The organism is Streptomyces achromogenes subsp. achromogenes (assembly GCF_000720835.1).
Taxonomy (GTDB): domain Bacteria; phylum Actinomycetota; class Actinomycetes; order Streptomycetales; family Streptomycetaceae; genus Streptomyces; species Streptomyces achromogenes.
Genome location: NZ_JODT01000021.1, coordinates 152355 through 171463 on the forward strand (window position 1 = coordinate 152355; position 19109 = coordinate 171463).

The window sequence follows — 19109 nt, forward strand, 5'->3', positions numbered from 1 at the left end:
AACATGAACGCATGAAGACTGTGCCGGTCGCGTGGCGCGGCCGACTCCGGCGCGCCGCCCTGGACACCCTGGTCGGCGCGGCCACCGCCACCGGAGCCCTGCTGTCGGTCGTCCTCTTCGTCACCACCACCTACTTCGTCGTCCTGTGCCTGATCGGCATCGGCTTCCTCGCCCTGCCCTACCTCACCCGGGCCGTGCGGTGGCTGTGCGACCTCAACCGGCGCGCCGCCGCCCGCTCCGGCGTCCCGGTGGAGCGGCCCTACCGGCCCGAACCGCAGGAGATCGAGCGGGACATCGTCGGCTGGACGCGCCGCTGCAAGTGGATCCTCGCCGACCCCGCGACCTGGCGGGACCTGCTGTGGCTGCTGCTCAACACCGTCGTCGGACTCGTCGGGTTCGTCCCGGCCGCCCTGCTCTACTACGCGGGCGAGGGGCTGTTCCTCGCCTGCGGGCTGTGGCGGCCGGTCGCGGACGGGGGAGCGGGCCGCTGGTACGCCTTCGTCACCGTCGGCAGCTGGCCGGCCGCGTTCGCCGCCGGCCTGCTCGCGCTCGTCGTGCTCACCGGCTGGCTGCTGCTGTCCCCGTGGGTGCTCAAGGGGTACGCCTACTTCGTCCGCTACCTGCTCGGCCCGACCCGCGGCTCCCAACTCGCCTCGCGTGTCCAGCACTTGTCCGAGACCCGGTCCGGCGCGCTGGACATCCAGGCCGCCGAACTGCGCCGTATCGAACGCGACCTGCACGACGGCGCCCAGGCCCGGCTCGTCAGCCTCGGCCTCCAACTCGGCGCCGTCGACCGGAAACTGGGCCAGGACCCGGAGGAGGCCCGCCGGCTGCTGCGGCAGGCCCGCAGCTCCTCCGTGCAGGCCCTGCGCGAACTGCGCGACCTCGTCCACGGCATCCACCCGCCGGTCCTCGCCGAACGCGGCCTGGCCGACGCCCTGCGCGCCCTCGGCCTGGCCAGCCCGCTGGAGGTCACCGTGGTGGCGGACCTGCCCGGCCGGCTGCCCGACCCGGTCGAGTCCGCCGTCTACTTCGCCGTGTCCGAACTGCTCACCAACGCCCTCAAACACGCCGACGCCCAGCGGGTGGAGGTCGTCGCCTGGCGCGCGGACGACACCCTGCACGCCCGGGTCACCGACGACGGCCGGGGCGGCGCCGACGCCTCGGCCGGGAGCGGTCTGGAGGGCATCCGCAGACGGCTGGCATCCTTTGACGGCGTCCTGGAGATCAACAGCCCTCCGGGCGGACCGACCGTGATCAAGCTGGAGCTGCCGTGCGCGTTGTCCTCGCCGAAGACCTCTTCCTCCTGAGGCAGGGAATCATCCAATTACTGGAGGCGTACGGCTTCGAGGTCGCCGCCGCCGTCGACAACGGCACGGACCTCGCCGCCGCGATCGCCGACCACCGGCCCGACGTGGCCATCGTGGACGTACGGCTGCCGCCCACCTTCACCACCGAGGGCCTCCAGGCCGCCCTGCGGGCCCGGCGCGAACGCCCCGGCCTGCCGATCCTCGTGCTGTCCCAGCACGTGGAGCAGATGTACGCCCGCGAACTGCTGGCCGACGGCACCGGCGGCATCGGCTATCTGCTCAAGGACAGCGTCCTGGACGACGAGCAGTTCATCGACGCCGTCCGCCGGGTCGCGGCCGGCGGCACGGCCATGGACCCGGCCGTCGTCGCCCAGTTGATGACCAGCCACTCCCGGGACGAACCGCTGGCCGCCCTCACCGCCCGCGAACGCGAGGTGCTGGAACTCATGGCCGAGGGCTGCTCCAACACCGCGATCGCCCAGCGGCTGACCATCACCGAGGGCGCGGCGGCGAAACACATCTCCAACATCTTCACCAAGCTGATGCTCCCGCCGTCCAGCGACAGCAACCGCCGGGTCCTCGCGGTCCTCGCCTACCTCAACGCCTGAGCGGGATCCGGGAGGTGGGGCGGGTAGGGGTGGCCGGAAGCCCGCGCGCGCGTGAGACTGCTGGGGCCCGTCCGCGCCCCCGCGCGGCGCAGCCGCCCCGAGGAAGGGAACGCCCGCCCCATGACCACGCTCGCCGAGCACGACCGTCTCTGGATACGCCGCTACCATCCCCGCCCGGACGCGGCGGCCCGGCTGGTGTGCCTGCCGCACGCGGGCGGCTCGGCGACCTTCTACCACCCCGTTTCGGCGAACATGCCGGAATCCGTGGACGTGCTGGCCGTGCAGTACCCCGGCCGCCAGGACCGCCGCCAGGAGCCCTGTGCCGAGACCATCCAGGAACTGGCCGACCGCCTCACCCCCGTGCTGCTGCCGTGGACCGACCGCCCCCTGGTCCTGTTCGGCCACAGCATGGGCGCCACCCTCGGCTTCGAGGTGGCCCGCCGGCTGGAACGCGACCACGGCGTGGTGGCGCGGGCGCTGGTCGTCTCCGCCCGCCGCGCCCCCTCCTGCCCGCGCGACGAGTCCGTCCACCTGCGCGACGACGACGGGCTCATCGAGGAGATGCGGCTGCTCAGCGGCACGGACTCGGCCATCCTGGACGACATCGAACTGATCCGCATGGCCCTGCCCGCCATCCGCGCCGACTACCGGGCCGCCGAGACCTATGTCTACGAGCCCGGACCGAACCTGCGCTGCCCCGTCGTCGCCCTGGTCGGTGACGACGACCCCAAGGTCACCGTGGAGGAGGCGCGCGCCTGGTCCCGGCACACCGACGCGCCCTTCGAGTGCCGGGTGTTTTCCGGCGGCCACTTCTACCTGACGGCCCATCAGAAGCAGGTGCTCGGTCTGCTGGCGGAGCAGGCGGCGGGAGCATGAGGTCGGTCCTCGTCACCGGATGCGGCAGCGGCATAGGGCTGGAGACGGCCCTGGCGTTCGCCCGGCGCGGCGACCGGGTCCACGCCTGCGTGCGCGACCCCGCCACCGCCGGGGAACTGCTGCGGCGTGCCCGCGCGGAGCACCTCACCCTGGACGTACCCGAGCTGGACGTCACCGACGACGCCTCCGTCACCGCCGCCGTCACCGCGGTGCGGGACCGGCACGGACCCGTGGACGTGCTGGTGAACAACGCCGGTGCCGACCGCACCGGGCCGGCCGAGACCATGCCCCTGGAACAGGCGCGCACCGTGCTGGAGACCAACTTCTGGGGGCCGCTGCGGCTGGCCCGCGCCGTGCTGCCGGGAATGCGCGCCCGGGGCTCCGGCGTCATCGTCAACGTCTCCTCGCTCGCCGCCCGCACCTTCGCCGTGCCGCACGGCGGGTTCTACGCCGCGAGCAAGGCCGCCCTGGGCGCGCTCAGCGAGGCCCTGTACGCGGAGGTCCAGCCGTTCGGCATCCGTGTGGTGTGCCTGGAGCCGGGCAGCTTCGCCACCGCCATCCAGCGCGCCTCCCGGGCCGGCGCGGCCGACGGGCAGCCGCCCGGGACCGGCCCGTACGCGGCGGACCACGCCTGGCTGGACCGGTTCCTCGCCCGGGTCGCGGAGGGCGCCGCCGACGCCGCCGAGGCGGCCCGTGCGGTGCTCGCCGCCGCCGACGAGCCCACGACCCCCCTGCACACCGTGGTCGGCGACGACGCGCGGGCGGCACTGGAGTTCCTCGACGGTATCCCCTACGAGCAGTGGCTGCCCCGCTTCCTGGAACAGGCCCAGTCCCTGGCGGGCCCCCGCCCCGCCGTTCCCCGCTAGAACGACGACGGCGGCGGCGGGACCGGGGCACCCGGTCCCGCCGCCGCCGCGCGGGTTTCAGTCGTGCACGCGGATCGAGCGGGACGGGCACAGGTCCGCGGCCTGAGCGACCTGCTCGCGCAGCTCCTCGGCCGGCTCCTCGCTCAGCAGGGTGACCAGGCCGTCGGCGTCCTGGTCGAACACCTCGGGGCTCAGCAGCGCGCACTGGCCGGAGCCCACGCACCGGTCGCGTTCGGCGGAGACACGCATCAGGGGCAGTCCGTTCGCGTCGGCCGTCACCAGGTGACGGGGAGTTCGTAGACGCCGTAGACCATGGCGTCGTCCTTGAACCGCAGGTCCTCCGGCTCGGCGGCCAGCCGCAGGCCGGGGACGCGGCGCAGCAGCGTGCCGTAGACCGCCTCCAGCTCCGCCCGGGCGAGGTTGGCGCCGATGCACTGGTGGACGCCGTAGCCGAAGGCCAGGTGGGAGCGGGCCTCCTTGCGGTGGATGTCGAGGGTGTCCGGGTCCGGGAAGACCGACTCGTCGTGGTCGGCCGCGTTGTTCAGGGCGAGGATGCCCTCACCCGCGCGGATGGTGACGTCACCGACCTCGATGTCCGCCACCGCGACCCGGGCGGTGCCGGAGTCGGAGATGGAGAAGACGCGCAGCAACTCCTCCACGGCGTTCGGCAGCAGGGCCGGATCGGCCCGCAACTCGGCCATCTGCTCCGGGTGCCGCAGCAGGGCCAGCACCCCGAGGGCGATCATGTTGGCGGTGGTCTCGTGGCCGCCGACCAGCATCAGCCGGGCCATCGTCACCACATCGGTGTGGTCGGCGACCCGCTCGGTGCGGTTCTTCTCCAGGAAGCGGCTGATGAGGTCGTCGCCCGGCTCGTTCTCCTTCAGGGTGACGAGCTGGTCGAGGTACGTGTCCAGGGCCTGCACGGCCGCCCCGTACTCCTGCGGGCTCAGATCGTGGTTCATCAGCGCCGCCGACCACTCCTCGAACCGCGCGTGGTCCTCGTAGGGCACGCCGAGCAGTTCGCAGATCACCAGCGAGGGCACCGGCAGCGCGAGGGCGGTGACCAGGTCCACCGGGCCGCCCGCGGCCAGCATCGCGTCCACGTGCTCGTCCACGATCTGCTGGATCCGCGGGCGCAACTCCCGCACCCGGCGGGCCGTGAACTCCGGTATCAGCATGCGCCGGTGGGCGGTGTGTTCCGGCGGGTCCATGTTCAGCATCATCAGCCGGACCTGCGCCAGCAGTTCCTCGGGGATGTGGAACTGGTGGGGATAGCCCGGCAGTTTGAGGTTGGAGCTGACCCGGCTGTCGCCCAGCACCTGCCGGACGTGCTCGTGCCGGGTGACCAGCCAGGCCGGCTTGCCGTTCACTTTCAGGGCGGCGCGGGCGACGGGTGTGTCGGCGCGCAGCCCGGCGTACTCGGGCGGCTCGGCGAACGGACAGGTGCGCCGCAGGGGGAACTGCACCGGCGGTGCTTCCGCCTCGGGTACGGCGTCGGCGGACTGGGTCATGGCTGCCTTTCGGACGTCGGCGACGGGGGAGGGGGCGGGGTGGTGGAGCGTCACCAGGTGACGGGCAGCTCGTACAGGCCGTAGACGATCGCGTCGTCCTTGAACCGCAGTTCCTCCACCGGGGTGGCCAGGCGCAGCGTCGGGATCCGGTCGAACAGCGTCGAGTAGACGACGTCCAGCTCCATGCGGGCCAGGTTCTGGCCGATGCACTGGTGGACGCCGTAGCCGAACGCCAGCTGGCTGCGGGCCTCGCGGCGCACGTCGAGGCGGTCGGGGTCGGGGAAGACGCGGGGGTCGTGGTTGGCCGCGTTGTTCAGCGGCAGGATGCCCTCGCCGGCCCGGATGGTGACGTCGCCCAGCTCGATGTCCTCCCGGGCAACCCGCGCGGTGCCGGCGTCGGAGATGGAGAAGAAGCGCAGCAGTTCCTCCACCGCGCGGGGCATCAGCTCCGGCTCCGCGCGGACGGCGGCCAGCTGGTCCGGGTGCTCCAGCAGGGCCAGTACACCGAGCGCGATCATGTTGGCGGTCGTCTCGTGCCCGGTGACCAGCATCAGCTTGGACATGCTGACGATGTCGGAGTGTTCCACGGCGGGCGTCTGCCGGTTGAACTCGATCAGCCGGCTGATCATGTCGTCACCCGGCTCGCTCTCCTTGGCGGTGACCAGCCCGTCCACGTACCGGTCCAGCTCGTAGTGGGCGCGGCCGCGGTCCTCCTCGCTGATGTCGTGGTTCATGATGGCCCACGCCCACTCCTCGAACCGGCCGTGGTCCTCGTAGGGCACACCGAGCAGTTCGCAGATCACCAGCGAGGGCACCGGCAGGGCGAGGGCGGTGACCAGGTCGACCGGACCGCCCGCGCCCTTCTCCAGCATCCGGTCGATCTGCTCGTCCACGATCTGCTGCACCCGGCCGCGCAGCTCGCGCATCCGCCGCACACTGAACTCCGGCGCCAGCATGCGCCGTTGGACGGTGTGGTCCGGCGGGTCCATGGACAGGAAGGTCAGCGGCACGGACTGGAGGATCTCGTCCGGCACCGGCACCTGGAGGGGGTAACCGGGCAGCTTCAGGTTCGCGGTGACCCGGTCGTCGCCCAGCAGCTTCTTGTACAGGTCGTGCCGGGTGACCAGCCAGGCGGGCTTGCCGTTGACCTTTAGCCGGGCCCGGGAGACGGGAGCGGTCTCGCGCAGCTCGGCGTAGGCGGCCGGCGGGCTGAAGGGACACGCCCGCCGCATCGGGAAGTCCGGCGGCGCGGCCTGGTCGGCCGGTTCGGCAGGTGCAGTCATCAGGTCCTCTTCGCACGGGAGGGAGCGGGACGCGCCGGCGACGGATGCTCCGGGCTCGGCGCCGTGCGGCGCTGTCGGCCGTCCCTCCGCACGCTAGGCAGCCACCGGGGCGGGGCCCAACCCCTAGGGGCCCCTAGGAGGCGGGCCCGTCCCCGGTGCCGCCGGTGTCCTTGGCGGCGCTTGCCGAGCGCGGCCTCTGCCGTGGCGGTCGCCGCCGTATCCGGCTGCTGGTGGCCGGCTCCCGGTCGGGGCATCCGGCTGTGCGTCGATCTGTGGAGTGGCCCGGTCGAGCTCCCGGCCGGCTCAACTGCGGCCGAGAATCTCGGCGGTGAGGATGGTTCCGCCGAAACTCCAGCCGCCGTCGGCGACTTCTTCGAGGATGACGAGTGTGTTCGGGCGGGCCCGTTCTCCGTAGACCTCGGCGAACGCGTCGGTGACCGCGTCCTGGAGCTTCTTCTTGGACGCGTCCGTGAGCGTGCCGGCGGGAACCTTGAGGTGGGCGTAGGGCATGAGGTGGTCCTTTCCGATGGTGAAGGGGTGGTAGGAGGGTGGGGCGGGCGAACGGCGTCCGGCGTGCCCGGGCGCTCCAGCGGCGGGGCCTTCGCCGGCGCCTCGATCTGCTCCTCCGTCTTGCCGTCCAGGAACGGGTCGGTCGCCGTGGGCCCGGGAGCGACGGTGTCGACGGTGATGTCCCGGCCCCGCAGCTCACGCGCGAGGATCAGGGTGATCGCCTCGACTCCCCCCTGCTCGCGGCGTAGGCACCGTAGGCGGGGAAGCGAGTGGCCACCACGGAGGTCGAGAAGGCGACGAAGGAGCCGCCCGCGCGCAGCCGGCGGGCGGCCTGCCGCGCGACGACGAAGGTGACGCGGAGGTTGGTGGGCGGCACGGCGTCGAGCACGTCCGGATCGAGGTCGGCGATCGGGGACGGCGCCAGCCGTCCGGCGCAGTGCACCCCGACGTCCACACCGCCGAACTCGTCCCGTACCCGGTCGAACGCGGCGGTGACGGCGTGTTCGTCGGTGACGTCGGCCCGGAGCGCGACCGCCCGGCCGCCGGCCGCGGTGACCGCCTCCACCGTGTCTCGTGGCACGTGAACTACGCGAGCGACTCCGCCTTCGCCCGGGGCCGCTTCGGCGGCGATGTCGGTGCGGTTCATGTGTCCCACGATGCGGCGCTCGCGGCGGGCGTACCAGGGGATGTCATCACCAGTGTCAGCGGCACGCCGGCCGCCGCCGTCGCGGCACACTGGGTGTGTGGCTTCCCTGAGATACACCGAGCTCGGCGCTTTCCTGCGCTCGCGCCGTGAGCGCATCCGCCCCGAGGACGTCGGCCTCGTCGCGGGCCCGCGCCGCCGGGTGCCGGGGCTGCGCCGCGACGAGGTGGCGCAGCTCGCGGGTGCCTCGGTCGACTACTACAACGAGATCGAGCGAGGCGCGGGATCACAGCCCTCGGAGCAGATGCTCGCCGCCCTGGCACGCGCGCTGCGGCTGACGTCGGACGAGCGCGACTACCTCTACCGCCTGGCCGGCCGCCCCCTGCCCGAGCCGGGCGGACCCCTGCCGCATGTGCACCCCGGGATGATGGACCTGCTCACCCGGCTCACCTCGACCCCGGCGCAGGTGATCACCGATCTGCACGTCACGCTCGTGCAGAACCCCCTCGCCCTCGCCCTGCTCGGTGACCACTCGGGGTTCCGCGGCAAGGAGAAGAGCTTCATCCACCGCTGGTTCACGGACGCCGGCGCCCGGCGCCTGTATCCCGAAGCCGATCACGACGCCCAGTCCCGCGCGTTCGTCGCCGATCTGCGGGCCGCCGCGGCACGCCGGGACGCGAAGGATCCCGAGGCCCGCACCCTGATCGCCGACCTGAAAGCAGCCTCACCCGAATTCGTCGCCCTGTGGGCCCGGCACGAGGTCAGGGTCCGCCGGGACGACCGCAAGCGCATCAACCACCCGGCCCTCGGCACGGTGGAGGTCAACTGCCTCAGCCTGTTCAGCGAGGACGGCCGGCAGCGGCTGCTGTGGCTGACTCCGGCGCTGGGCACGGACAGCGCCGGCAAACTGGACCTGCTCGCTGTCGTGGGGACCCAGCTCACGGTCACCCCACGCTGACGTCGTGTCCGTGCGCGTCGGGCCGGTGCGGCAAGGCGCCGGCGAGCACCGTGGTCACGAGCTTGTGGACGGTGGCCGTCGTCGGCGGTCCCGGGTCGCGGTCCGCGAACAGCAGGTGCCCGCCTCCGACCAGGGAGAGGGTGAGCGAGTCGATGTCCGCGCCGGCCGCGATACGGCCCCTGTCGCGCTCGTCGGCCAGGTAGGCGCAGACCGCGGCCGTGACCTCGGTGAGGATCGCCAGGCCGCCTCCGGGCCTGGCCCGCCGCAGCCGGGCGCGCAGCTCGTCCCGGAAGGTGACGAGCGGGATGATCGCCACCGGAACCGGTCCGAACAAGGTGGTCAGCGCGTCGGTGAGGTTGCCGGCCACCGTGCCGGTGCCGGCTGCCGCGCGCAGGGCGGCGGCCTGCCGTTCGAGCTGTGCGGCCCGGTCGAGCACCAGCTCGGCCATGAAGTCGTCGAAGTCGGTGAAGTGCCGGTGCAGGACACCTTTGGCACAGCCCGCCTCGTCGGTGACGGCCCGGCTGGTCAGCCCGTTCGGGCCGGTGCGCAGCAGCACGCGTTCGGCGGCGTCGAACAGCTGCCGGCGCGCGTCGCGAAGGTGGACTCCGGTCGGCACTCGCCCATCCTCTCGTCGGCCCGGTCCTGGGCGTCCATTGCTGGGTGGGCGCTTGCCCACTAAAGTGAACGCATGCCCACTTTACCGCGAGAGCGATCAGAAGGAGAGCGACCGGAGCCGGTGCGGCCGCACCAAGTACGGCAGGTGGCCGAGTCGTTCGGGGCCGACGCGCAACGCTACGACCAGGCCCGCCCCGGCTACCCCGATGACCTGGTGACACGGATCGTCGCCGGCAGCCCGGGGCCCGACGTGCTCGACGTCGGCTGCGGCACCGGTATCGCGGCCCGTCAGTTCCGGGCCGCGGGGTGCGCCGTGCTCGGCGTCGAGCCGGACGCGCGGATGGCCGGATTCGCGCGGGCGGGTGGCCTGGAGGTCGAGGTGGCGACCTTCGAAGCGTGGGAACCGGTCGGCCGGACGTTCGACGCGGTGATCGCCGCCCAGTCGTGGCACTGGGTGGATCCGGTCGCCGGGGCCGCGAAGGCAGCCGAGGTGCTGCGTCCGCACGGGCGCCTGGCGATCTTCGGGCACGTCTTCGAGCCGCCCGCCGAGGTGGCCGAGCCGTTCGCGGCCGCCTACCGCCGGATGGCGCCCGACTCGCCGTTCGCCGGCCAGCCGGCGCGACGCCCACTGGAGACGTACCGAGCGGGGTACGCGAAGATCGCCGACACGATCCGCGCGACCGGGCGGTTCGGCGAACCGGAACAGTGGCGATTCGACTGGGAACGGTCCTACACCCGCGACCAATGGCTGAACCTGCTGCCCACCACCGGCGGACTCACCCGCCTCCACTCCGACCAGCTGGCCGGGATACTGGGCGCGGTCGGGGACGCCATCGACGCCCTGGGCGGCCGCTTCACCATGCACTACACCACCCTGGCGACCAGCGCCGTCCGCACCGGCACACCTTGATCCGCCGCCTGCCGCGCGATACGCGGGCAGGCGCAGGCCCGGTCGGCACAGCGGGCGCGGGCCACGGGACGTCTTCGGCGGCGGGAGAAGCCCGGCCACCGCCCGGCAGGCCCGGCCGGCAGCGTGACCGCCGGCCGGGCCGACGTCGTCACCCCGGGCAGCGGCACCCACCGCCCGGCATGGCATGCAGCCGCCACATCGAACACGGCTGCCGGAAAGGTTCGCTCTCCGCCCGCGCACGTCATCCCACTGCCGTGTCGAACGGGGCGCCTGAGAGGCTCCGTTCGGCTTGGACGTGGTTGCCGGAAGGGTCCGTCCCCGCTCGTTCCGTCATCTCGTCGCCGCGCCGGACACCCCTGCCCAAAGGCCCCACCCCACGCTCACCCACGTCGCCCCACCGACGTGCCGAACGCGACCGCCGCGAGCCCCACCCCCGCTCGGCCACGACACCCCGCCCGCCGGCCCCACATAACCCACCCCCCGCATAACCCGCCCCCCAGGTAACCGGCCCCCACCCCCGTACACCCCCACCCCCCCCCGCACACCGCCTAGGGGCGGTTAGGGGTCTGGTGGCGGGGCGGGGGCCGTTAGCGTCGGCTGCGGAACACGGTGGAGACGGTGAAGGCACCGCGCCCCGGCTCTCCCGGTCCCGGTCGGTGTCCGCGCCCGGCCGCCGTCCCGTCCCGCAGCGAGCAGAGGTGATCAGTGTGTCCCCGGAAGCCAGCGCGAAGGGCACCGTCCCCTTCGGGGAGTACCGCACCTGGTACCGGGTGACCGGTGAGCTCGGCGCGGGTCGGCCGGCGGTCGTCGCCGTGCACGGCGGGCCCGGCAGCACCCACGACTACCTGCTGCCGCTCGCCCGGCTCGCCGAGGACGGCTGGCCCGTCGTCCACTACGACCAGCTCGGCAACGGCGGCTCGACCCATCTCCCGGACAAGGGACCGGAGTTCTGGACCGTCGAGCTGTTCGAGGCCGAACTGGCCAACCTGATCGAGCGGTTGGGCATCGCCGACGACTACGTGCTGTTCGGCCAGAGCTGGGGCGGTCCGCTGTGTGCCCGGCACGCCATGACCGCCCCGCCCGGCCTGCGCGGACTGGTCGTCGCCAACGCGCCCGCCTCGTACCCGCTGTGGCTGGAGGAGATGGCCCGGCTGCGCGCCGCGCTCCCGCCGGAGGTGGAGGCCACCCTGCGGCGGCACGAGGCGGCCGGCACCTACGACAGCGAGGAGTACCTCGCCGCGATGCGGGTCTTCTACGACCGCCATGTGTGCCGGGTGACGCCCTGGCCCCGGGACTTCCTGTCCTCCTTCATGGAGATCTACAACGACCCCACGGTCTACTACGCGATGAACGGCCCCAACGAGTTCCATGTCATCGGCTCCCTGAAGGACTGGTCGATCGTCGGCGACCTGCACCGCATCCGCACCCCGACCCTGCTGATCAGCGGACGCCACGACGAGGCCACACCGGCCGTCGTCCAGCCGTACCACGACGAGATCCCCGGAGCCCGCTGGGAGATCTTCGAGGAGTCCAGCCACCTTCCGCACCTGGAGGAGCCCGAGCGGTTCCGCGCGGTGCTGACCGACTTCCTCAAGAGCCTGTGAACCGAGAATCCGTGAAAGGGAACCCGGCCGTGGCACACGACACCGCCCTCGTCTTCCCCGGCATGGGACCCGTACCGTTCGCCGAGGTGGGCAGGTTCATGGTGGCCAACCCCATCGCCCGGGACCTGGTCGCCGTGGCCGACGACGCCCTCGGCTACTCCCTCGTGGACGCCTTCCGCACCTCCCCGGGCGACTACTCCGAGGCCGCCCAGGTCGCGTTCTTCGTCAACTGCCTGGCCTGCGCCTACTGGGCCGAGGAACACCTCGGGGTAGAGCCCGGCATCGTCGCCGGGCCCAGCTTCGGCGAGAAGGCGGCCCTCGCCTACACCGGCGCGCTGGAACTGCCCGACGCCGTCCGCCTCACCGCCGAGATCGCCCGCTGCCTGGAGGAGTACTTCGCCACCGAGCACCGGGACATCGTCACCCTGTCCTTCGTCCGCGCCCCGCGCGACGGCCTCGACGCGATCCTCGCCGAACTGGACGAGGCGGGGGAGTGGCACGAGATCTCCTGCCGCATCGACGACGGCTTCTTCATGCTGTCCCTCTCCGAACACCGGGTGGGCTGGATGGAGGAGCGGCTGCGCGCCATCGGCAGCCTCCCGCTGTACACCATGCGGCCCCCCATGCACGCCTCGGCGTTCCGGCCGCTGCGCGACAAGGCCGCCCGCGAGGTGGTGTCCCGCTACACCTTCGCCGACCCCTCACTCCCCGTCGTCGCCGACCAGGACGGCCGGCTGCTGCGCACCGGCGAGGAACTGCGCACCATGCTCCTCGACGGCTTCGACCACCCGATGGACTGGCCGAGCGTCACCACGGCCCTGAAGGACGCCGGCGTCCGCCGGCTGTGCGTCGCCGGACCCGACAGCCTGTTCGGCCGGGTGCCCCGTACCGTCCGCCAGTTCGACGTCGTCGCGGCCCAGCCACGGCTGGCGATGACCCCCCGGCGCCGTACCCGCGCCGCCTGAACCCCCGCCCGACTCGTTGGAGGCCCCCATGTGGGACGACCGGTTCGAACAGATACTCCGCCCCTTCCTGCCGTTCCTGCCGCCGCAGGAGGAGCTGACGCCGGAGTCCGACCTGAAGGACCTCGGCCTGGACTCGCTCGGCACCGTCCAGCTCCTCGGCACCCTGGAGGAGGACTACCAGGTCCGCTTCCGCGACAGCGCGCTCACCATGGACACCTTCCGCACCGCGGGCGTGCTGTGGGACACGCTGCGGGGCATGCTGCAGAGCACCGCGGGCTGACGGGGCGGTCACCGTGGACCCCACCGTGGACGGCACGCTGTCCGGCCGGTTCGCGCGCGGCCTGGCCCTCGCCCCCGACCGGCCCGCGCTGCACGCCGACGGCGTCGACCTCACCTACCGCGAACTGCACGAACTCGCCCTCGTCCGGGCCGGCTCACTGCTCGCCGGGCTCCCCGGCCGCCCGCCCGCCGTGGGGGTGCTGGCCGGCAAGGGACCCACGGCGTACGCCACCCTGCTGGCCGGCCTGTACAGCGGCGTCACCGTCGTCCCCCTCCAGCCCGCCTTCCCCGCCGCCCGCACCCGGCGCATGATCGAGGCCGCCGGGGTCGGCGCGCTGCTCGCCGACGACGACGCCCTGCCCGCCCTGACCGCCCTGCACGAGGACGGGGTACGGCTGCCCACGCTGTTCGCGCCCGGCGGTCAGCCCCTGCCGGCGCTCGCCCTCGACCCGGACAGCGCCCTGAAGGCACCCCAGCCCACCCGGCCCGGTGACATCGCCTATGTGCTGTTCACCTCCGGCTCCACCGGCCGGCCCAAGGGCGTGCCGGTCACCCACGCCAATACCGCCCACTACTTCCGACTGCTGGACGAGCGCTACGACTTCGGGCCGCACGACGTCTTCTCGCAGACCTTCGACCTCAACTTCGACTGCGCGATGTTCGACCTGTTCTGCGCCTGGGGCGCCGGGGCCGCCGTCGTCCCCGTCCCCGCCCGGGCGTACGCGCGCCTGCCGGAGTTCGTGGCCGAACGGGGCATGACCGTGTGGTTCTCCACGCCCAGCGCGATCAGCCTGGTGCGCCGCACCGGCGGGCTCGCCCCGGGCGCCCTGGGCCCGCTGCGCTGGAGCTTCTTCGCGGGGGAGGCGCTCGGCTGCAAGGACGCCGAGGACTGGGCCGCCGCCGCGCCGGGCGCCGCGCTGGAGAACCTCTACGGCCCCACCGAGCTGACCATCACCATCACCGCGCACCGCTGGACGCCGGGACGCCACCCGAACGACATGGTGCCCATCGGCGCCGTCCACCCCGGCCACGACACCCTGCTGCTCGACCCCTCCGGCGCGCCCAGCACCGGCGACGAGGGTGAACTGTGCGTCGCCGGGCCCCAGTTGACGCCCGGCTATCTCGACCCGGCCGACGACGCCGGACGGTTCCTGGAACACGACGGCCGGCGCTACTACCGCACCGGCGACCGGGTCCGGCGCGCCGCCGACGGCGGCTGGCACTACCTGGGCCGCAAGGACGCACAGGTCCAGGTGCACGGCATCCGGGTGGAACTGGCCGAGGTGGACGCCGCCGCCCGCACCTGCCCCGGCGTCGAGGACGCCGTGACCGTGGCCGTGCCCGTGGACGGCACCGTGGAACTCGCCGTCTTCCACACCGGCGCGCCCGTGCCGCCCGCCCGGTTCGCCCGCCATCTGCGTGCGCTGCTGCCGGCCGCCGTCGTCCCGCGCGCCTACCACCACCTGGACACCCTCCCGCTCAACGCCAACCGCAAGACCGACCGCAGGAAGCTCGCCTCCCGGGCCGCGGCCATGCGGCAGCCGGCCGGAGGCACACACGAAAGGCGGCAGGAGTCGCAGTGAACGGTCAACCGACAGTGCCGGCCCGCACCGACGCCCGGGTGCACGACCTGCTCGACGAGGCCACCGCCGAGCGTCCCGACGCCTGGGCGGTGAGCGACGGCACGGGCCGCTGGACGTACCGGGAACTGGCCGCCCACAGCCACGCCGTCGACGCCTGGCTGCGGGCCGCCGGCGTCGGCCACGGCGACCGGGTCCTGGTCCAGCTGCCCAGCACCCGGGAACTGGTGGCGCTGCTGTACGGCACCGCGCGCCGGGGCGCGGTCCTCGTCCCCGTCAACACCGGCATGAAGGACTACCACCTGCGGGCGGTCGTGGAGAACGCCGAGCCCGCGCTGATCGTCGTCACCGATCCGGCCGTGGAGCGGATCGGCGCCCTGGCCGGCGAGGTGCCGGTCCGCGGACTCGGCCCGGCCTGGGAGGAGATCACCGCACTGGGCGGGCGCGAGGTCCGCCCGCCCGAGGCCCAGGTCGACGCCGACGACATCGCCGTCCTCGTCTACACCTCCGGCTCCACCGCCGCGCCCAAGGCGGTCATCTGCCCGCACGGCCGGATGGTCTTCGCCACCGAGGCCATCGGCCTGGAACTCGGCTACCGCCCCGACGACGTGGTGTTCTGCCGCTTCCCGATCTCCTGGGACTACGGCCTGTACAAGGTGCTGCTCACCGCCGCCGGCCGCAGCGAACTCGTCCTCGCCGACGGCGAGTCCGACCTGGTGCTGCTGCGCCGCATCCGGGAGACCGGCGCCACCATCGTCCCGATCGTGCCGTCCCTGGCCACCATGATCTGCGCCCTCGCCGCCCGCGAACCGGCCCGCGAGTCCCGGGTGCGGCTGTTCACCAACACCGGTGCCGCGCTGCCGAAGTCCACCGCCGACGCGCTGCGCGCGGCGTTCCCCGGCGCCGAGGTGGTCGTCCAGTTCGGGCAGACCGAGTGCAAACGCGTCTCCGTGCTGCCGCCCGCCTTCCAGGACGCCAAGCCCCATTCGGTCGGCCGTCCGCTGCCCGGCACCCGCGCCTTCGCCGTGGACGACGAGGGCCGGCCGCTGCCGCCCTGGCAGACCGGCGAGATCGTGGTCGAGGGACCGCACGTCATGCCCGGCTACTGGCGGGCCCCCGAGCAGACCGCCCGCGCCTTCCGGCCCGCCCCCGGCGGCGGACTGCGGCTGCACACCGGTGACTTCGGCCATGTGGACGAGGACGGCTTCCTGTACTACGAGGGCCGCCGCGACGACATGTTCAAACACAAGGGCGTCCGCATGAGCACCACCGAGATCGAGGCCGCCGCCACCGACGTCCCCGGTGTCCGCGCCGCCGCCGTCCTGCCGCCCGCCGAGGACCGCCCCCTCGCGGTGTTCGCCGAGGGCGACATCGACCCGCACACCCTGCTCAAGGAACTGTCGCTGCGGCTGGAACCCGCCAAGGTGCCCGCCGTGAGCCGGGTCGTGGACGAACTGCCGCTCACCCCGCACGGCAAGCACGACCGCAAGGCACTCGCCCGCCTCCTGGAAGGAGCCACCGCGTGACCGCCACGGAGCCGGCCGGACGCGACCACCGGACGACCGCCGGCGACCCCGCCGCACGTGAGCAGCGCGTGAGCGCCGCCGAGCTCGCCGGCCGTTTCGGCACCCCCGCCTACGTCTACGACCTGGACCGGGTGGCGGCGGCCCGCGACGACCTGTTCGCCGCGCTGCCCGACGAGGTCGAGGTGTTCTACGCCGCCAAGGCCAACCCCCACCCCGAGCTGCTGCGCGAGCTGCGCACCGGCGGCTGCCGCGCAGAGATCAGCTCCGTCGGCGAACTCGACGCCGCCTTGCGGGCCGGTTTCCCCGGCGACCGGATCCTGTACACCGGACCCGGCAAGACCACCGCCGAACTGGCCGAGGCGCTGACCCGGGGCGTCCGGCTGTTCTCCACCGAGTCCCCCGGCGACCTGCGCCGCGTCGGCGAGACCGCGCTGCGGCTCGGCCTCACCGCCGACTGCCTGCTCCGCGTCAACAACGCCACCGGCGCGGCGGCCACCGGCATCCGCATGACCGGCGTGCCCTCGCAGTTCGGCTTCGACAGCGAGACCCTGCCCGGCCTCGCCGCCGAACTGCGCGAGGTCCCCGGCACCCGCATCGCCGGACTGCACTTCTTCCCGCTCAGCAACGCCAAGGACGAGGCGAGCCTGATCGCCGAGTTCCGGCACACCGTCGCCACCGCCGCCGCCCTCCAGCAGGCCCTCGGCGTCACCTTCCGCTTCCTCGACATCGGCGGCGGTTTCGCCGCGCCCTACGCCGTGCAGGGCGCCCGGCCCGTCTACCGGGAACTGCGCGACGCCCTCGCCCGCACGCTGGACGAGCACTTCCCCGGCTGGCGCACGGGCGCCCCCCAGGTCGCCTGCGAGTCCGGCCGCTACCTGGTCGCCGACAGCGGCACCCTGCTCACCTCCGTCGTCAACGTCAAGGACAGCCGCGACCACCGCTACCTCGTCCTCGACGCCGGCATCAACACCTTCGGCGGCATGTCCGGGCTCGGCCGCATCCTGCCCGTGTCCGTCGAACCCCACGAGTCCGTGGGCGCCGACGGCACCCCGGCGAGCCTGGCCGGGCCGCTGTGCACCCCGGGCGACCTGCTCGGCCGGGGCGTCCCGCTGCCCGCGCTCGACCCGGGCGACCTGCTCACCGTCCCCAACGCCGGCGCCTACGGCCCCACCGCCAGCCTGCTGATGTTCCTCGGCCGGCCCGCGCCCGCCGAGATCGTCGTACGCGGCGACGACCTCGTGTCCGTCTCCCGCATCGAGCACACCCGCACCTACGACCACGGACAGGCCCTGTGATGAGACCCCTCCCCAACGCCCCAGGCCCCGGCGACCGGCCCGTGCTGGTGGCCGGCGGCATCTCCGACTCCCACACCTGGAACCTCGTCTACCTCCAGCTCCTGCTGGAGGAGCACGGGCACCGCGTGGTCAACCTCGGCCCCTGCGTCCCCGAGGACCTGCTCATCGCCGAGGCCCTCGCGCACCGCCCCGCGCTCATCGTGGTCAGCAGCGTCAACGGCCACGGCTACCACGACGGCATGCGGACCGTCACCCGGCTGCGCGAACACCCGGACCTCGCCGCGGTGCCCGCCGTCATCGGCGGCAAGCTCGGCATCGCCGGGCCCTGCGGTGGCGAGGAGACGGCCGCGCTGCGCGCCGCCGGGTACGACGCGGTGTTCGACGACAGCGCCGAGGGCATCGCCGCCTTCCGGCGGATGCTCGGCGCGCTGCCGCAGCGGGCCCTGGTGTGACCGGCGGCGGGTTCGGCGCGTTCGTGCGCCGGGCTCACGACGCCGGCCGGCTGGTGGTGCAGCCCCGGATGGGGATGAGCAGCCCGCGGCGGATGCGGGCCGGGCTGCTCGCCACCCGGGACGCCAGGGCGACCACCGTCGGCACGATCACCCTGGACAGCTACACCCGGGTCGGCGACCTGGAGTCGGCACGCCTGGCCGTCCTGGAGGACGTGCCCCTCAACGGCTACCCGATCGTGAGCCACGACGCGGCCACCACCGCGGCCGTCCTCGACGGGGTCCACGGCCCCGGCTTCCCGGTCCAGGTCCGGCACGGCTCCGCCGCGCCCGAGGACATCTTCCGGGCGCTGACCGCCGTGGGGCTCGACGCCTCCGAGGGCGGCCCGGTCTCCTACTGCCTGCCCTACGGCCGGGTCCCGCTGCGCGAATCCGTCGCCCACTGGGCCACCGCCTGCGAACTGCTCGCCGCCCGCCGCGCGTCGGGCGCCGAACCGCACCTGGAGACCTTCGGGGGCTGTGTCCTCGGCCAGCTGTGCCCGCCGAGCCTGCTCGTCGCCGTGAGCGTGCTGGAGGCGCTGTTCTTCCACCGGCACGGCATCAACAGCATTTCCGTCAGTTACGCCCAGCAGACCCATCCCGGCCAGGACGCCGAAGCGGTGGCCGCGTTGCGCCGCCTGTGCGCCCACCATCTGCCGGACGCCGAATGGCATGTCGTCGTCTACGCCTACATGGGGCTGTATCCGGAAACGGAACAGGGCGCCTACCGGCTGCTCGGGAAAGCGGCCGAACTCGCCGCCGCCAGCGGCTCGGAACGGCTCATCGTGAAAACCGTCGCGGAATCCCGCCGCATTCCCACGGTGGCCGAGAACGTCGCCGCCCTGGAATACGCGGCCGAGGTCGCCGCCCGCACCCCGCGGGCCCCGCTGGACGCCACCGGCACCCAGACCTACGCCGAGGCGTCCGCCCTGGTCGACGCCGTACTGGAGCTGGACGACGACCCCGGTACGGCCCTGCTGACGGCGTTCGCCGAGGGACGTCTCGACGTGCCCTACTGTCTGCATCCGGACAACGCCGGATTCAGCCGGAGTTATATCGCCGCGGACGGCAGGCTGGCCTGGGCCGACATCGGCAGGATGCCGCTGCACGGCATCGCCGACGTACGCCCGGCCCGCGCCGTCACCGCGACGGAACTGCTCGATTCCCTGTCCTACATACGCCGTTCGTTCGACGGAGACGCCCCCCGGAACACCCGGGACGTCGAATCCGCCCACCCCTAGGGGTGGTTAAGGGTGTGGCCTTTCCCGGGCCGTCACTACGG

At 73.3% G+C, this 19109-nt stretch carries 19 protein-coding genes and 1 pseudogene; 14 read left to right on the forward strand and 6 right to left on the reverse strand.

Annotation, left to right across the window (positions count from 1 at the left end):
• Positions 1-11 precede the first annotated feature (11 nt).
• The 4 genes from IH25_RS0122465 to IH25_RS0122480 all read left to right on the forward strand — a co-directional run bounded on the left by IH25_RS0122465 (position 12) and on the right by IH25_RS0122480 (position 3660).
• Positions 12-1310 (forward strand): sensor histidine kinase, encoded by a 1299-nt coding sequence (locus IH25_RS0122465; protein WP_030613368.1) that lies wholly within the window; start codon positions 12-14, stop codon positions 1308-1310.
• Positions 1274-1918, forward strand: a complete 645-nt coding sequence (locus tag IH25_RS0122470) for a response regulator (RefSeq protein WP_030613371.1) — start codon at positions 1274-1276, stop codon at positions 1916-1918. The genes IH25_RS0122465 and IH25_RS0122470 overlap by 37 nt, the downstream gene beginning before the upstream one ends.
• Positions 1919-2038: 120 nt before the next feature.
• Complete coding sequence (locus IH25_RS0122475; protein ID WP_030613374.1) at positions 2039-2794, forward strand: thioesterase II family protein; 756 nt, start codon at positions 2039-2041, stop codon at positions 2792-2794.
• Complete coding sequence (locus tag IH25_RS0122480) at positions 2791-3660, forward strand: SDR family oxidoreductase (RefSeq protein ID WP_030613377.1); 870 nt, start codon at positions 2791-2793, stop codon at positions 3658-3660. Before IH25_RS0122475 ends, IH25_RS0122480 begins: the two co-directional genes overlap by 4 nt.
• Before the next feature lie 57 nt (positions 3661-3717).
• On the opposite strand, the gene IH25_RS0122485 is transcribed toward IH25_RS0122480, so the two are convergent.
• The 5 genes and pseudogenes from IH25_RS0122485 to IH25_RS37690 all read right to left on the reverse strand — a co-directional run.
• Entirely contained in the window at positions 3718-3939 is a 222-nt protein-coding gene (locus IH25_RS0122485) for a ferredoxin (protein WP_387511755.1), read from the reverse strand.
• On the reverse strand, positions 3936-5171 hold the full coding sequence (locus IH25_RS0122490; protein WP_030613387.1) for a cytochrome P450: 1236 nt from the start codon (positions 5169-5171) through the stop codon (positions 3936-3938). The genes IH25_RS0122485 and IH25_RS0122490 overlap by 4 nt, the downstream gene beginning before the upstream one ends.
• Positions 5172-5221: 50 nt before the next feature.
• Entirely contained in the window at positions 5222-6454 is a 1233-nt protein-coding gene (locus IH25_RS0122495; protein WP_030613390.1) for a cytochrome P450, read from the reverse strand.
• A 303-nt stretch (positions 6455-6757) separates the two neighbouring features.
• The gene (locus IH25_RS0122500) at positions 6758-6964 is read right to left on the reverse strand and encodes a tautomerase family protein (RefSeq protein WP_030613393.1); all 207 of its coding nucleotides are present in this window, start codon (positions 6962-6964) and stop codon (positions 6758-6760) included.
• Between the two features lie 50 nt (positions 6965-7014).
• A pseudogene (locus IH25_RS37690) lies at positions 7015-7565 on the reverse strand (SDR family oxidoreductase); the annotation flags it as partial.
• A gap of 151 nt (positions 7566-7716) precedes the next feature.
• On the opposite strand from IH25_RS37690, the gene IH25_RS0122510 reads away from it, so the two are divergent.
• A complete protein-coding gene (locus IH25_RS0122510; RefSeq protein WP_030613397.1) occupies positions 7717-8565 on the forward strand; it encodes a helix-turn-helix transcriptional regulator in 849 nt (282 codons plus the stop codon).
• On the opposite strand, the gene IH25_RS0122515 is transcribed toward IH25_RS0122510, so the two are convergent.
• Positions 8552-9181 carry a TetR/AcrR family transcriptional regulator gene (locus IH25_RS0122515; RefSeq protein ID WP_030613399.1) on the reverse strand — a complete coding sequence of 210 codons (630 nt, stop codon included), beginning with the start codon at positions 9179-9181 and terminating at the stop codon, positions 8552-8554. The genes IH25_RS0122510 and IH25_RS0122515 overlap by 14 nt on opposite strands.
• Positions 9182-9253: 72 nt before the next feature.
• Between IH25_RS0122515 and IH25_RS0122520 the strand changes: the two genes are divergently transcribed.
• From IH25_RS0122520 to IH25_RS0122560, 9 genes are all read left to right on the forward strand, one after another.
• Entirely contained in the window at positions 9254-10090 is an 837-nt protein-coding gene (locus IH25_RS0122520) for a class I SAM-dependent methyltransferase (RefSeq protein WP_030613401.1), read from the forward strand.
• 707 nt (positions 10091-10797) lie between these two features.
• Complete coding sequence (locus IH25_RS0122525) at positions 10798-11694, forward strand: proline iminopeptidase-family hydrolase (RefSeq protein WP_030613403.1); 897 nt, start codon at positions 10798-10800, stop codon at positions 11692-11694.
• Between the two features lie 29 nt (positions 11695-11723).
• Entirely contained in the window at positions 11724-12659 is a 936-nt protein-coding gene (locus tag IH25_RS0122530) for an ACP S-malonyltransferase (protein WP_030613405.1), read from the forward strand.
• A 28-nt stretch (positions 12660-12687) separates the two neighbouring features.
• The gene (locus IH25_RS0122535) at positions 12688-12939 is read left to right on the forward strand and encodes a phosphopantetheine-binding protein (protein WP_030613407.1); all 252 of its coding nucleotides are present in this window, start codon (positions 12688-12690) and stop codon (positions 12937-12939) included.
• Positions 12940-12952: 13 nt separating this feature from the next.
• Positions 12953-14521, forward strand: coding sequence for an AMP-binding protein (locus tag IH25_RS0122540; protein ID WP_037655412.1), 1569 nt, complete (start codon positions 12953-12955; stop codon positions 14519-14521).
• Positions 14518-16044, forward strand: coding sequence for a class I adenylate-forming enzyme family protein (locus tag IH25_RS0122545; protein ID WP_030613411.1), 1527 nt, complete (start codon positions 14518-14520; stop codon positions 16042-16044). The genes IH25_RS0122540 and IH25_RS0122545 overlap by 4 nt, the downstream gene beginning before the upstream one ends.
• Before the next feature lie 68 nt (positions 16045-16112).
• Positions 16113-17339 (forward strand): type III PLP-dependent enzyme domain-containing protein, encoded by a 1227-nt coding sequence (locus IH25_RS0122550; protein ID WP_030613413.1) that lies wholly within the window; start codon positions 16113-16115, stop codon positions 17337-17339.
• Positions 17339-17791 (forward strand): cobalamin B12-binding domain-containing protein, encoded by a 453-nt coding sequence (locus tag IH25_RS0122555; protein WP_030613415.1) that lies wholly within the window; start codon positions 17339-17341, stop codon positions 17789-17791. Before IH25_RS0122550 ends, IH25_RS0122555 begins: the two co-directional genes overlap by 1 nt.
• Positions 17788-19068, forward strand: coding sequence for a methylaspartate mutase (locus IH25_RS0122560; RefSeq protein WP_030613417.1), 1281 nt, complete (start codon positions 17788-17790; stop codon positions 19066-19068). The genes IH25_RS0122555 and IH25_RS0122560 overlap by 4 nt, the downstream gene beginning before the upstream one ends.
• The last annotated feature ends 41 nt before the right edge of the window (positions 19069-19109 follow it).